15 protein-coding genes are annotated in these 13,013 nt (G+C 64.5%); 10 read left to right on the forward strand and 5 right to left on the reverse strand.

The features are described 5' to 3' along the window. Positions 1 to 15: 15 nt before the first annotated feature. Positions 16 to 723: a carbonic anhydrase gene (locus FXN65_RS00315; protein ID WP_151131112.1), complete on the forward strand. Its 708-nt coding sequence runs from the start codon at positions 16 to 18 to the stop codon at positions 721 to 723. A gap of 36 nt (positions 724 to 759) precedes the next feature. On the opposite strand, the gene FXN65_RS00320 is transcribed toward FXN65_RS00315, so the two are convergent. Then, positions 760 to 1,419 (reverse strand): hypothetical protein, encoded by a 660-nt coding sequence (locus FXN65_RS00320; protein ID WP_151131113.1) that lies wholly within the window; start codon positions 1,417 to 1,419, stop codon positions 760 to 762. Between the two features lie 386 nt (positions 1,420 to 1,805). Between FXN65_RS00320 and coxB the strand changes: the two genes are divergently transcribed. Genes coxB through FXN65_RS00340 form a run of 4 tightly spaced genes read left to right on the forward strand, consistent with a single transcriptional unit; the run spans position 1,806 to position 6,018 of the window. After that, positions 1,806 to 2,933 carry a cytochrome c oxidase subunit II gene (gene coxB / locus FXN65_RS00325; protein WP_178119254.1) on the forward strand — a complete coding sequence of 376 codons (1,128 nt, stop codon included), beginning with the start codon at positions 1,806 to 1,808 and terminating at the stop codon, positions 2,931 to 2,933. A 29-nt stretch (positions 2,934 to 2,962) separates the two neighbouring features. After that, positions 2,963 to 4,552, forward strand: a complete 1,590-nt coding sequence (gene ctaD, locus FXN65_RS00330) for a cytochrome c oxidase subunit I (protein WP_151131115.1) — start codon at positions 2,963 to 2,965, stop codon at positions 4,550 to 4,552. 1 nt (position 4,553) lies between these two features. Beyond that, complete coding sequence (locus FXN65_RS00335; protein WP_151131116.1) at positions 4,554 to 5,105, forward strand: cytochrome c oxidase assembly protein; 552 nt, start codon at positions 4,554 to 4,556, stop codon at positions 5,103 to 5,105. A gap of 25 nt (positions 5,106 to 5,130) precedes the next feature. Continuing rightward, entirely contained in the window at positions 5,131 to 6,018 is an 888-nt protein-coding gene (locus FXN65_RS00340) for a cytochrome c oxidase subunit 3 (RefSeq protein WP_151131117.1), read from the forward strand. Positions 6,019 to 6,048: 30 nt separating this feature from the next. Here the strand turns inward: FXN65_RS00340 and FXN65_RS00345 are convergent, their stop codons facing one another. Next, positions 6,049 to 6,252 carry a twin transmembrane helix small protein gene (locus FXN65_RS00345; protein ID WP_151131118.1) on the reverse strand — a complete coding sequence of 68 codons (204 nt, stop codon included), beginning with the start codon at positions 6,250 to 6,252 and terminating at the stop codon, positions 6,049 to 6,051. A gap of 69 nt (positions 6,253 to 6,321) precedes the next feature. Between FXN65_RS00345 and FXN65_RS00350 the strand changes: the two genes are divergently transcribed. The 5 genes from FXN65_RS00350 to FXN65_RS00370 are packed head-to-tail and all read left to right on the forward strand — an operon-like array spanning position 6,322 to position 10,279. After that, complete coding sequence (locus FXN65_RS00350) at positions 6,322 to 7,050, forward strand: SURF1 family protein (protein WP_151131119.1); 729 nt, start codon at positions 6,322 to 6,324, stop codon at positions 7,048 to 7,050. Continuing rightward, the gene (locus FXN65_RS00355) at positions 7,025 to 7,606 is read left to right on the forward strand and encodes a hypothetical protein (protein ID WP_244620702.1); all 582 of its coding nucleotides are present in this window, start codon (positions 7,025 to 7,027) and stop codon (positions 7,604 to 7,606) included. The genes FXN65_RS00350 and FXN65_RS00355 overlap by 26 nt, the downstream gene beginning before the upstream one ends. 37 nt (positions 7,607 to 7,643) lie before the next feature. Further along, positions 7,644 to 8,729 (forward strand): COX15/CtaA family protein, encoded by a 1,086-nt coding sequence (locus FXN65_RS00360; protein WP_151131120.1) that lies wholly within the window; start codon positions 7,644 to 7,646, stop codon positions 8,727 to 8,729. 12 nt (positions 8,730 to 8,741) lie between these two features. Further along, positions 8,742 to 9,647, forward strand: coding sequence for a heme o synthase (gene cyoE, locus FXN65_RS00365; RefSeq protein WP_151131121.1), 906 nt, complete (start codon positions 8,742 to 8,744; stop codon positions 9,645 to 9,647). Then, on the forward strand, positions 9,644 to 10,279 hold the full coding sequence (locus tag FXN65_RS00370) for an SCO family protein (protein ID WP_151131122.1): 636 nt from the start codon (positions 9,644 to 9,646) through the stop codon (positions 10,277 to 10,279). Before cyoE ends, FXN65_RS00370 begins: the two co-directional genes overlap by 4 nt. Before the next feature lie 139 nt (positions 10,280 to 10,418). Here FXN65_RS00370 and FXN65_RS00375 read toward each other — a convergent pair whose 3' ends face one another. From FXN65_RS00375 to FXN65_RS00385, 3 genes are read right to left on the reverse strand one after another with little or no spacing between them, the layout of a single operon-like run. Continuing rightward, a complete protein-coding gene (locus FXN65_RS00375) occupies positions 10,419 to 11,195 on the reverse strand; it encodes a MetQ/NlpA family ABC transporter substrate-binding protein (RefSeq protein ID WP_151131123.1) in 777 nt (258 codons plus the stop codon). A 54-nt stretch (positions 11,196 to 11,249) separates the two neighbouring features. Continuing rightward, entirely contained in the window at positions 11,250 to 11,915 is a 666-nt protein-coding gene (locus FXN65_RS00380) for a methionine ABC transporter permease (RefSeq protein ID WP_151131124.1), read from the reverse strand. After that, positions 11,915 to 12,922, reverse strand: a complete 1,008-nt coding sequence (locus tag FXN65_RS00385; RefSeq protein WP_151131125.1) for a methionine ABC transporter ATP-binding protein — start codon at positions 12,920 to 12,922, stop codon at positions 11,915 to 11,917. The genes FXN65_RS00380 and FXN65_RS00385 overlap by 1 nt, the downstream gene beginning before the upstream one ends. Positions 12,923 to 13,013: the final 91 nt, after the last annotated feature.

Genomic DNA, 13,013 nt, shown 5'->3' on the forward strand with positions numbered 1-13,013 from the left:
ACCGAGGTTGGCAGCATGAGCAACGAGCACGACAAGCTGGGCAGTGAAAGCGCCGAAGAAGCCCTGCGGAACATAGTCGAGGGCTTCCAGCGGTTCCGCGACGAAGTCTTCCCGCAACAGGAGGAACTGTTCAAGAAGCTTGCCCATGAGCAGAAACCCCGCGCCATGTTCATCACCTGTGCCGACTCGCGTATCGTCCCCGAGCTGATTACCCAGAGCTCGCCCGGCGACCTGTTCGTCACCCGTAACGTCGGCAACGTGGTGCCGCCTTATGGCCAGATGAACGGCGGCGTCTCGACGGCCATCGAATTCGCGGTGATGGCCCTCGGCGTGCACCACATCATCATCTGCGGCCACTCCGACTGCGGCGCCATGAAGGCGGTGATGGACCCACAGACGCTGGAGCGCATGCCCACCGTAAAGGCCTGGCTGCGCCATGCCGAGGTGGCCAAGGTGGTGGTTCAGGAAAACTGCGGCTGCGCCAGCCACGAGTCCCTGGCGGTGCTCACCGAAGAGAACGTGGTGGCCCAGCTCGACCACCTGCGCACCCACCCCTCGGTGGCGGCGCGCCTGGCCAGCGGACAGCTGTTCATCCATGGCTGGGTCTATGACATCGAGACTTCCGTCATCAAGGCCTACGATGCCGAGCAGGGGCGCTTCCGCGCGATCGGTGACGGTCCGCTGCCGATGGCCACGCCACGACCGCGCTACCAGGCGGAGTGATGAAAAAAGGGGCTGCCGGTGCAGCCCCTTTTTCATTCAACCGGCGGAACGCTGGCCCTGGTTCAGTTCCAGCCCGACGCCCAGTTGCTGGGACATGCACGGCCAGCGTTTCCAGGCTTCCTCCACCTTGGGATCGTGCAGTTGCTGGCGATAGGCCTGGGCCGACGGCTGGCTGAACACCTGGTCGTCCAGCAGGCCGTCCACGGCATGGTGCACGGCTTCGTCCAACTGGTTGGCGAATGGCTCGCCGATGAGCTGGTGGGCGATCAGGTTGGCCACCGTGGTATCCAGCGGGATCAGCGGCTGGCCGAAGTGCACGATGTAGCGGTCATTGACTTCCTCCACCAGGCGATGGGCCAGGTAGGCCTCGTCGAGCAGGCCCTCCAGGCCTTCATGACCGGCCATCAGGGCCGGGGGTTGCAGAAAGAATTGTTCGGCGACCTTGAGCACCGGTTTGATGCGGGCTTCGATCCCGGCTTCACGGGCGACATTGGCGGCGGCATCCAGCACGTCCGGGACCTGTTCCACATAAGCGGCGATGAAACGGGCGAGCACGCCCTGGGCATCCTCTGCCGGCAGACGAATGGCGGGGTGCAGGCTGGCGACCTGGGCTTCCAGTATCCGGGTCAGTTGGGAGGAGGCGACTTCGTTCTGGAGGGCGCGCTGGATGAGTTCGCGCAGTGCGGCGGTGTTCATGACTGCTCCTGAAAAGGACATGGCGGTTGCAGGTGAATGAAAAGTTGAAGACAAGACCTTAGCTCGCTCAGCGGAACTGCTAAGACCGGATTGTCATAATTGCCCGGCGGTTATTCGGGCAGGCTATAAAAGCACTTTGCCATCTGCTTGCAGCCCACGCCACCCGTGGCGTTTAGGACAAGGCTTACGCGCCTTCAGCCATTTCTTCGGTCGCGTTGCGCACCGGAAGTCCCTGTCTATACTCCGACTCGAAAGGCATTACCTGATGGAACCCGACTGTGCACCTGCGTGCCGAGGTCGGCGGTCCGAGTGTGGTAGTCCGGACAGCCGTCCCCAAGCCGTTGGCCCAGCCGGCGGGATAACAAGAACGAGAAGGGGAACCCGCAATGATGCGACATCCACGAGTCTGGATGGGACTCCTGCTGCTGTCTGTTCTCAGCCAGGCGGAGGCTGCCTGGACAGTCAACATGGCGCCTGGTGCAACCGAGGTCAGCCGCACCGTTTTCGATCTGCACATGACCATCTTCTGGATCTGCGTCGTCATCGGCGTACTGGTCTTCGGTGCCATGTTCTGGTCGATGATCATCCACCGCCGCTCCACCGGCCAGCAGCCGGCGCACTTCCACGAGAGCACCACGGTTGAAATCCTCTGGACTGTCGTGCCCTTCGTCATCCTCGTGCTGATGGCGGTGCCGGCGACCAAGACCCTGATCGACATCTACGACACCTCCGAGTCCGGACTGGATGTGCAGATCACCGGCTACCAGTGGAAATGGCACTACAAGTACCTGGGCCAGGACGTGGAGTTCTTCAGCAACCTGGCCACGCCCGCCGAGCAGATCCACAACAAGGCGCCGAAGGACGAGCACTACCTGCTGGAAGTCGACCAGCCGCTGGTGGTGCCGGTGGGCACCAAGGTGCGCTTCCTGATCACTGCCGCCGACGTGATCCACTCCTGGTGGGTGCCGGCGCTGGCGGTGAAGAAGGACGCCATTCCCGGCTTCGTCAACGAATCCTGGACGCGCATCGAGAAGCCCGGCCTCTACCGTGGCCAGTGCACCGAGCTGTGCGGCAAGGATCATGGCTTCATGCCCATCGTTGTCGAGGCCAAGTCCCAGGAGGACTTCGCCAAGTGGCTGGCCGCGCGCAAGGAAGAGACCGCCAAGCAGAAGGAGCTGACCGACAAGGAATGGACCCTGGACGAACTGGTTGCGCGAGGCGACAAGGTCTACCACACCACCTGCGCCGCCTGTCACCAGCCTGAAGGTCAGGGCATGCCGCCCATGTTCCCGGCGCTCAAAGGCTCGAAGATCGCCACCGGGCCGAAGCAAGACCACCTGAACATCGTCTTCCACGGCAAGCCGGGTACCTCCATGGCCGCCTTCGGCAAGCAGCTCTCCGAAGTCGATATCGCCGCCGTCATCACCTACGAGCGCAACGCCTGGGGCAACAACACCGGCGACATGGTGACTCCGAAGGAAGTGCTGGCCCTGAAACAGGCGGAAAGCCAATGAAGAAGACACCGGCCTATATGGAGACTGACATGAGTGCAGTGATCGATCACGATCATGCCGGGCATGATCACCACCACGGCCCGGCCAAGGGGCTGATGCGCTGGGTACTGACCACCAACCACAAGGACATCGGCACCATGTACCTGTGGTTCAGCTTCGCCATGTTCCTCCTCGGGGGGTCCATGGCGATGGTGATCCGCGCCGAGCTGTTCCAGCCTGGCCTGCAGATCGTGCAGCCGGAATTCTTCAACCAGATGACCACCATGCACGGTCTGATCATGGTGTTCGGCGCGGTGATGCCGGCCTTCGTGGGCCTGGCCAACTGGATGATCCCGCTGATGATCGGCGCGCCGGACATGGCCCTGCCGCGGATGAACAACTTCAGCTTCTGGCTGCTGCCGGCCGCCTTCGGCCTGCTGGTCAGCACCCTGTTCAGCGCAGGTGGCGGACCGAACTTCGGCTGGACCTTCTACGCGCCGCTGTCGACCACCTATGCGCCGGAAAGCGTCACCTACTTCATCTTCGCCATCCACCTGATGGGCATCAGCTCGATCATGGGCGCGATCAACGTGGTCGCCACCATCCTCAACCTGCGCGCCCCGGGCATGACCCTGATGAAGATGCCGCTGTTCGTCTGGACCTGGCTGATCACCGCCTTCCTGCTGATTGCGGTGATGCCGGTGCTGGCTGGTTGCGTGACCATGATGCTGATGGACATCCACTTCGGCACCAGCTTCTTCAGTGCCGCCGGTGGCGGCGACCCGGTGCTGTTCCAGCACGTGTTCTGGTTCTTCGGCCACCCCGAGGTGTACATCATGATCCTGCCCGCCTTCGGTGCGGTCAGCTCGATCATCCCGGCCTTCAGCCGCAAGCCGCTGTTCGGCTACACCTCGATGGTCTACGCCACCGCGTCCATCGCCTTCCTGTCGTTCATCGTCTGGGCGCACCACATGTTCACCGTGGGCATCCCGCTGACCGGTGAACTGTTCTTCATGTTCGCCACCATGCTGATCGCCGTGCCCACCGGGGTGAAGGTGTTCAACTGGGTGACCACCATGTGGGAAGGCTCGCTGACCTTCGAGACGCCCATGCTGTTCGCCGTGGCCTTCGTCATCCTGTTCACCATCGGCGGCTTCTCCGGCCTGATGCTGGCCATCGCCCCGGCGGACTTCCAGTACCACGACACCTACTTCGTGGTGGCTCACTTCCACTATGTGCTGGTGCCCGGCGCCATCTTCGGCATCTTCGCCTCGGCCTACTACTGGCTGCCGAAGTGGACCGGCCACATGTACGACGAGACCCTCGGCAAGCTGCATTTCTGGATGAGCTTCATCGGCATGAACATGGCGTTCTTCCCCATGCACTTCGTGGGGCTGGCGGGCATGCCGCGGCGGATTCCGGACTACAACCTGCAGTTCGCCGACTTCAACATGATCTCGTCCATCGGTGCCTTCACCTTCGGCGCTACCCAGTTCCTCTTCCTGTTCATCGTCATCAAGTGCATCCGTGGCGGCAAGAAAGCCCCGGCCAAGCCCTGGGACGGTGCCGAGGGCCTGGAGTGGACCGTGCCGTCGCCGGCGCCCTACCACACGTTCACTACACCGCCGGAAGTGAAGTGAGATGAGCGGGGAAATGAGCACTCGCCGCCTGATCCAGCGCCTGTTGTTGCTGGTGGTGGTGATGTTCGGCTTCGGTTTTGCCCTGGTACCGATCTATGACGTGATGTGCCAGGCCTTCGGCATCAACGGCAAGACCACCGGGTCGGCCTACGAGGGCGCGCAGAACGAAGACCAGCAGCGCCAGGTGCGGGTGCAGTTCCTCGCCACCAACGCGGCGGGGATGAGCTGGGAGTTCCGCCCCAAGGCGGATGACCTGGTGGTGCACCCGGGGGCGAGCAACGAGATGCTGTTCATTGCCTACAACCCCACCGACAAGCCGATGACGGCCCAGGCCATCCCCAGCGTGGCGCCGTCGAAGGCGGCGGCGTTCTTCCACAAGACCGAATGCTTCTGTTTCACCCAGCAGGTCCTGCAGCCCGGCCAGCGCATCGAGATGCCGGTGCGCTTCATCGTCGACCGTGATCTGCCGGCCGATGTGCATCACCTGACCCTCGCTTACACGCTGTTCGATATCACTGCCCGCAAGCCACCAGTCGCCAGGAATGACGGCTGACGGGCCGATAAGGAGAACAACAACGATGGCTAGTCACGAGCACTATTACGTTCCGGCCCAGAGCAAGTGGCCGATCATTGCCACCATAGGCCTTTTGACCACGGTCTATGGCGTGGGCACCTGGTTCAACGACCTCAAGGCGGCGCGCCCGGAATCCAACGGGCCGATCATCTTCTTCGTCGGCGGTCTGATCCTGGCCTACATGCTGTTCGGCTGGTTCGGCAATGTGATCCGCGAGAGCCGGGGCGGTCTCTACAGCCCGCAGATGGACCGTTCATTCCGCTGGGGCATGAGCTGGTTCATCTTCTCCGAGGTGATGTTCTTCGCCGCCTTCTTCGGTGCGCTGTTCTACGTGCGCCACTTCGCCGGTCCCTGGCTCGGCGGGGAGGGCGCCAAGGGCGTCGCCAACATGCTCTGGCCCAACTTCGAGTACGCCTGGCCGCTGCTGAACAACCCGGACTCCAAGTTGTTCCCGCCGCCCAAGGCGGTGATAGATCCGTGGCACCTGCCGCTGATCAACACCATCCTGCTGGTGACCTCGAGCTTCACCGTGACCTTCGCCCACCACGCCCTGCGCAAGAACAAGCGTGGTCCGCTGAAGCTCTGGTTGGCGCTGACCATCCTGCTCGGTGTGACCTTCCTGGGTTTCCAGGCCGAGGAATACATCCACGCCTACAAGGAGCTGGGGCTGACCCTGGGTTCGGGCATCTATGGCGCCACCTTCTTCATGCTCACCGGCTTCCACGGCGCCCACGTGACCCTGGGGGCGCTGATCCTGACTGTGATGCTGGTGCGCATCCTGCGCGGCCACTTCGACCCCGAGCATCACTTCGGATTCGAGGCGGCGGCCTGGTACTGGCACTTTGTGGACGTGGTCTGGATCGGCCTGTTCACCTTCGTCTACGTGCTGTGAAGGCGGTGGCCGGAGGCGGGGGCTTCCGGCTTACCAGGTGACATGGGAAACGAACTGGCCGCTGTAGAAACCCCAGGCGATGAGCGCCAGGGTCAGGGCGGCCAGGATTACACGAACCGTTAGCGCATTGACCACGCGGGAGCTGCGGCCTTCGTCCCTGACCAGGAAGAAAAGACCGCTGAACAAGCTGGCCACCGTGGCAAGCAACAAGAGGACGATCGCAGCTTTGAGCATGCGTGACTCCGGGGGAAGGGGGATGTTTTGCAGTATAGCCAGCCCTGTTCAGCCTCGCGGACGGCGGCCATGAGCACCTTCCGGCCCGGCCTGGCGCCCACCTTGGTGGTGCTCGCCCTGCTGCCGGTGCTGCTCGGGCTGGGCTTCTGGCAGCTCTCCCGCGCCGAGGAAAAACGCCAGCTGCTGGCGTCCGCTGATGCCCGGCGCATCGCCGCCCCTGTCGGCATCGAGAGCCTCCGCGCCAGCTCGGAACCCGCCCACCTGCGGGTACGCCTGAACGGCCATTTCGACGCCGCCCACAGCCTGCTGCTGGACAGCCGCATCCGCGACGGCAAGGCCGGCGTCGAACTGCTGCAACCCTTCCAGGACAGCGCCAGCGGCCAGTGGCTGCTGGTCAACCGTGGCTGGCTGCCCTGGCCCGATCGCCGCGTGGCACCGGCCTTCACCACCCCTGATGGCGAGCAGATGCTGGTCGCCCGGGCCTATGTACCGCCGGGCGCTGCGTTCGAACTCAAGCACCTGCAAGCGAGCGGCTGGCCGCAGCTGGTCAACCAGGTGGAGGCCGCCGCCCTCTGGCGACACCTCGGCCGCAACGGCCTGCCCCTGGAGCTGCGCCTCGAGGAAGGCCCGGCGGCCTACCGCACCGATTGGCCGGTGGTCGCCATGGGGCCGGAAAAGCACATCGGCTACGCCGTGCAGTGGTTCGCCCTGGCGGCGGCCCTGCTCGGCCTGTTCATCTATTTCGGATTGCGCAAAGGACGGGAGAACAACAATGAACCCAGCACTCGCCATGCCTGAGGCCGTGCCGCCGCGCCGCCGTGGGCGCATCCAGCTGCTGCTGATCCTGATGGTGGTGATCGGCCCGATGATGCTCGCCACCGCCATGTACAAGTTCAGCTTCTGGGTGCCGGAAGGCCGCAGTTATCACGGCGCGATGATCGGCAACGGCCAGACCAGCGCCGATATCGGCGTCCAGGGCGCTTCGCCGCAGGAGACCTGGCAATTACTGGTCACTGCGCCGGGTGCCTGCGAGGCCGATTGCCAGCAGCTGGTCTACCTGGCGCGGCAGATCCACATCGGCCTGGGCCGCGATGCGTCGCGCGCCAGCCACTCCCTGGCCGCTGCCGATGTGCCAGCGGACTACGCCGACAAGCTCAAGCAGGAATATCCGCAGTTGAAACGCTACGGCCTGGACAGGGGCACCTACGCGAAGGCCACCGACAATCTGGGTGGCGCCCGCCTGTGGATCGTCGACCCTCACGGCAACCTCGTCCTGCGTTACGACGGCACCGCCAAGGGCAAGCAGATCCTCAACGACCTGCGCCACCTGCTGAAGCTTTCCAATATCGGTTGATCGACCCCTTTCTCGGGAAAGGTGAGGAGCGACTGCTGTGGATACCTACAAGAACCGGCCCGGATTTCGCCTCGCCCTGTTCGCCACCCTGCTGGCACTGGTCGTGGTGCTGCTGGGTGCCTACACCCGCCTGACCCACGCTGGCCTCGGCTGCCCCGATTGGCCCGGCTGTTATGGCTTCATCGGCGTGCCGCAGACCGACGCCCAGCTCGCCCATGCCGAGGCGAATTTCCCCCACGCACCGGTGGAGGCCCGGAAGGGCTGGAACGAGATGGTCCACCGCTACTTCGCCGGCACCCTCGGACTGGTGATCCTCGGTCTGGCCATTCATGCCGTACGCCTGCGCGGCCGCGACGGTCAGCCGCTGAAGCTGCCGCTGCTGCTGGTGGCGGTGGTCGTCGCCCAGGCCGCCTTCGGCATGTGGACAGTGACCCTGCAGCTCTGGCCCCAGGTGGTGACCGCGCACCTCCTGGGCGGGTTCACCACGCTCTCGCTGCTGCTGCTGCTGAGCTTGCGGCTGTCCAACGCCTTCCCGCCGCTGCAATTGCCGCAGCGATTGCGGCTGTGGGCGGCACTGGGTCTGTCGCTGGTGATCGGACAGATCGCCCTCGGCGGCTGGGTCAGCTCCAACTACGCAGCCGTGGCCTGCGTCGACCTGCCCACCTGCCACGGCCAGTGGTGGCCGGCGATGGACTTCGCCAACGGCTTCCACCTCACCCAGCACATCGGCCCCAACTACCTGGGCGGGCAACTGGACAGCGACGCCCGCACCGCCATCCACATGACCCATCGCCTCGGCGCGCTGGTCGTCACCCTCGTGCTGCTGGCCCTTGCCTGGCAGCTGCGCGCTGCCGGACTCAAGGGCTTGGCCGGGTTGCTGTTGACGGCCCTGTGCCTGCAGGTGGGCCTGGGCATCAGCAACGTGATCTTCCATCTGCCGCTGCCAGTGGCGGTGGCCCACAACGGTGGCGGCGCCCTGTTGCTGCTGGTGCTGGTCACCACCAATTACCGGGTGCGCGCTTCAGCCCTTTCGGTAGGAGCGGGCTCTGCTCGCGAACGCGGGATTGCCGGGGAATCGCGAGCAGAGCTCGCTCCTGCGGTGATCACTTCGCCCAGCAAATAAGGAGTACACGCCATGGCCACTCTGCTCAGCCAAGGACACACCCAGGCCCGTGCCAGCTGGCGCGATTACCTGGAACTGACCAAACCCAAGGTGGTGGTGCTGATGCTCATCACTTCCCTGGTCGGCATGTTCCTCGCCACCCGCGCCGGCGTGCCCTGGACGGTGCTGCTGTTCGGCAACCTCGGTATCGGTCTCTGCGCCGGTGCGGCGGCGGCGGTCAACCATGTGGTGGACCGGCGCATCGACTCGATCATGGCGCGCACCCTGAAACGCCCGGTGGTCAATGGCCGCGTCTCGCCGGTGGCTGCCTTGAGCTTCGCCTTCGTGCTGGCCGTGCTGGGCCAGGCGCTGCTGCTGGCCTTCACCAATGAGCTGACCGCCTGGCTGACCCTGGCGTCCCTGGTGGGCTACGCGGTGCTCTACACCGGTTTCCTCAAGCGTGCCACACCGCAGAACATCGTCATTGGCGGCCTGGCCGGCGCCGCACCTCCGCTGCTGGGCTGGGTCGCCGTCACCGGGCACATGTCCGCCGAGCCGCTGCTGCTGGTTCTGATCATCTTCGCCTGGACCCCTCCGCACTTCTGGGCCCTGGCCATCCATCGCAAGGAGGAGTACGCCAAGGCCGACATCCCCATGCTGCCGGTGACCCATGGTGAGCACTACACCAAGGTGCACATCCTGCTCTACACCCTGGTGATGTTCGCGGTCAGCCTGCTGCCCTACGTCATCCACATGAGCGGCGTGCTTTACCTGGCGTGCGCGGTGGCTCTTGGGGCGCGCTTCCTGCAGTGGGCCTGGGTGCTGTACCGTGACAGCAAACCGCACGCTGCGATCAAGACCTTCAAGTACTCTATCGCCTACCTCTTCCTGCTGTTCATCGCCCTGCTGGTGGACCACTACCTGATGCTGAACCTATGACCAGAATCCAGAAAACCGTCTTCGTCCTCGTCGCCATCGTGGCCGTGGTGCTCGGCCTCACCGTGCACCGTGTCCTGACCAGCCAGGGCCAGGCCGACCCGACCAGGCTGCTCGATGCCGGTATCGTCCTGCTGCCCCAGAGCCGCACCCTGCCGGCGCTGGAAATGGTCGACCAGAACGGCCAGAAGATCGCAGTGGACCAGCTCAAGGACAAGTGGAGCCTGGTGTTCTTCGGCTACACCTTCTGCCCCGACATCTGCCCCACCACCCTGGCGCAGATGCGTGAGCTCAAGGGCCTGCTGCCACAGCAGGCGCAGGACAACCTGCGCTTCGTGTTCGTCAGCGTCGACCCGAACCGCGACACCCCGCAGCAGATCAAGCAGTACATCGGCTACTTCGACCCGACGTTCGTCGGCATCACCGGTGACCTGCCCACCCTGCAGAAGCTCGCCAACGCCGTGAGCATTCCCTTCATCCCGGCCGATACCAGCAAGGAAAACTACACCGTCGACCACAGCGGCAACCTGGTGGTCCTCGGCCCTGACGGCACCCAGCGCGGCTTCATCCGCTCGCCGCTGAACAACCAGAAGCTCAAGGAGCAGCTGCCGGGTCTGGTCGCACCGAAAAGCTGACGCGAATCGGGCGTACCGCGCAGGCTGCGTTGCGCGCACCGAAATCCCGGCGCACCCTACGATCAAGCCGAGTGCGCTAGCCAGGCACCCACAAAAAAGCCCGCTCATTGAGCGGGCTTTCTCATTCAGCCGGACGCGATCAGAACGCCGGAACCACGGCGCCCTTGTACTTCTGCTCGATGAATTTCTTCACCTCGGGGCTGTTCAGGGCCTTGGCCAGTTTCTGCATGTCGGCGCTGGCCTTGTTGTCCTCGCGCGATACCAGGATGTTCACGTAGGGCGAGTCGCTGCCTTCGATCACCAGGGCGTCCTTGGTGGGGTTCAGCTTGGCTTCCAGCGCATAGTTGGTGTTGATCAGCGCCAGGTCGACCTGGTTCAGCACGCGCGGCAGGGTGGCGGCTTCCAGCTCACGGACCTTGATGCCCTTGGGGTTCTCGACGATGTCCTTCGGGGTGGCGGTGATGCTGGTGTTGTCCTTCAGCTTGATCACGCCGGCCTTGTCCAGCAGGAGCAGGGCGCGGCCGCCGTTGGTGGCGTCGTTGGGGATGACCACCTGGGCGCCTTCCGGCAGCTCGGCCAGGGACTTCACCTTGCTGGAGTAGGCGCCGAAGGGCTCGACGTGCACGCCGGTGACGGAAACCAGCTTCACCTTGGTCTGGCGGGCCTTGTTGAACTCGTCGAGGTAAGGCTGGTGCTGGAAGAAGTTGGCGTCCAGACGGCCTTCGGCAACCTGCACGTTGGGCTGGACGTAGTCGGTGAAGACCTTCACCTGCAAGTCCACGCCTTCTTTGGCCAGTTGCGGCTTGATGAACTCGAGGATCTCCGCGTGGGGCACCGGGGTGGCGGCGACTTTCAGGGTGTCGGCCTGGGCGGAGAGGGCGGTCAGGGCAGCGAAGGCCACCAGCAGTTTCTTCATGAACGGCTCCTTGTGGGAAGTCATCGGGCCGGCGCGGTTGGCGCCGGCGCCAGGTCATTTACGGGAAAAATGCACCACCAGCTTGTCGCCGACGGTTTGCAGTATCTGTACGAGCACCAGCAGCAGGACCACGGTGACCACCATCACGTCGGTCTGGAAGCGCTGGTAGCCGAAGCGGATGGCCAGGTCGCCGAGGCCGCCCGCGCCCACCACGCCGGCCATCGCCGTGTAGGACACCAGGGTGATGGCGGTGACGGTGATGGCGGCGAAGATGCCCGGCCGCGCTTCCGGCAGCAGGGCGTTCCAGATGATCTGGCCGGTGGTGGCGCCCATCGCCTGGGTGGCTTCCAGGATGCCGCGGTCCACCTCGCGCAACGCCGTTTCCACCAGGCGCGCGAAGAACGGCGTGGCACCGACCACCAGCGGCGGGATGGCGCCAGCGACGCCCAGGGAGGTACCGGTGAGGAACACGGTGAAGGGGATCATCACGATCAGCAGGATGATGAAGGGCAGCGAACGCAGCACGTTCACCAGCAGCGACAGCAGGCCGTATACGGCCTTCTGCTCGAACAGCTGGCGCGGGCCGGTGAGGAACAGCAGCACGCCCAGCGGCAGGCCCAGCAGCACGGTGAACAGCAGCGAGCCACCGAGCATGAGGAAGGTGTCGAGGGTGGCGAGCCAGATTTCGTACCAGTCGATATTGGCGAGCAGGGCGTCCATCAGCGCAGGATCTCCAGGTGCACGTCCGCCTCGCGGAAGCAGCCAAGCGCGGCGTCGATGTCGCCGCCGGTCAGGGCCAGGGTCAGCTGGCCGTAGGGGGTGTCCTTGATGCGGTCGATGCGTCCGGCAAGGATGCTGTAGTCGACGCCGGTCTGGCGCGCGACGGTGCCCAGCAGCGGGGCGTAGGTCGCCTCGCCACGGAAGGTCAGGCGCAGGATGCGGCCGCTGACGTGGGCGAAGTCATCGCGCTGTTCGCTCTCGTCCACCTGCTCGTCTTCCAGCACGAAGCGCTGGGTGGTGATGTGCTGCGGATGCAGGAACACATCGGCCACCGCACCCTGCTCGACGATCACGCCGCCATCCATCACCGCCACGCGGTCGCAGACCCGGCGGATCACGTCCATCTCGTGGGTGATGAGGACGATGGTGAGCTTCAGCTCGCGGTTGATCTCGGCCAGCAGTTGCAGCACCGAGGCCGTGGTCTGCGGGTCGAGGGCGCTGGTGGCCTCGTCGCAGAGCAGGATCTTCGGCTGGGTGGCCAGGGCGCGGGCGATGCCGACGCGCTGCTTCTGGCCGCCGGAAAGCTGTGCCGGGTACTTGCGGGCGTGGTCGCTGAGGCCGACGCGGTCCAGCAGTTCGGTGACGCGGCGATCGATCTCGGTGCGGGACAGCTCGCCCGCCAGCTTCAGCGGCAGGGCGACGTTCTCGGCGACGGTCTTGGACGACAGCAGGTTGAAGTGCTGGAAGATCATCCCGACGCGCTGGCGGAAGCGGCGCAGGCCTTCGCTGTCCAGGGCGGTGACGTCTTCGCCATCGATGACGATGCGACCACCGGTGGGTTCTTCAAGGCGGTTGATCAGGCGCAGCAGGGTGCTCTTGCCAGCACCGGAGTGGCCGATCAGGCCGAACACTTCGCCGCTCTGGATGGCGAGGTCGGTCGGCTGCAGGGCCGGGATTTCGCGGCCTTCGACGCGGTACGCCTTGTGGACGTTATGGAATTCGATCACTGCGGAAACCTTGTGGGTTCGTCGTTAGCCGGATCGGCTAAAAACCGGCAAGTTTACCTGCTGGCACATAGGCACAGAAAATCTTTCTGGA

It is taken from the genome of Pseudomonas lalkuanensis, assembly GCF_008807375.1.
GTDB lineage: Bacteria > Pseudomonadota > Gammaproteobacteria > Pseudomonadales > Pseudomonadaceae > Metapseudomonas > Metapseudomonas lalkuanensis.

Coding starts and splice junctions, on each gene's coding strand:
- coxB (WP_178119254.1), top strand. CDS start 1,806: ATGATGCGACATCCACGAGTCTGGATGGGACTCCTGCTGCTGTCTGTT.
- FXN65_RS00345 (WP_151131118.1), bottom strand. CDS start 6,252: ATGCTCAAAGCTGCGATCGTCCTCTTGTTGCTTGCCACGGTGGCCAGC.
- cyoE (WP_151131121.1), top strand. CDS start 8,742: ATGGCCACTCTGCTCAGCCAAGGACACACCCAGGCCCGTGCCAGCTGG.
- FXN65_RS00315 (WP_151131112.1), top strand. CDS start 16: ATGAGCAACGAGCACGACAAGCTGGGCAGTGAAAGCGCCGAAGAAGCC.
- FXN65_RS00375 (WP_151131123.1), bottom strand. CDS start 11,195: ATGAAGAAACTGCTGGTGGCCTTCGCTGCCCTGACCGCCCTCTCCGCC.
- FXN65_RS00350 (WP_151131119.1), top strand. CDS start 6,322: ATGAGCACCTTCCGGCCCGGCCTGGCGCCCACCTTGGTGGTGCTCGCC.
- FXN65_RS00370 (WP_151131122.1), top strand. CDS start 9,644: ATGACCAGAATCCAGAAAACCGTCTTCGTCCTCGTCGCCATCGTGGCC.
- ctaD (WP_151131115.1), top strand. CDS start 2,963: ATGAGTGCAGTGATCGATCACGATCATGCCGGGCATGATCACCACCAC.
- FXN65_RS00380 (WP_151131124.1), bottom strand. CDS start 11,915: ATGGACGCCCTGCTCGCCAATATCGACTGGTACGAAATCTGGCTCGCC.
- FXN65_RS00335 (WP_151131116.1), top strand. CDS start 4,554: ATGAGCGGGGAAATGAGCACTCGCCGCCTGATCCAGCGCCTGTTGTTG.
- FXN65_RS00320 (WP_151131113.1), bottom strand. CDS start 1,419: ATGAACACCGCCGCACTGCGCGAACTCATCCAGCGCGCCCTCCAGAAC.
- FXN65_RS00355 (WP_244620702.1), top strand. CDS start 7,025: ATGAACCCAGCACTCGCCATGCCTGAGGCCGTGCCGCCGCGCCGCCGT.
- FXN65_RS00340 (WP_151131117.1), top strand. CDS start 5,131: ATGGCTAGTCACGAGCACTATTACGTTCCGGCCCAGAGCAAGTGGCCG.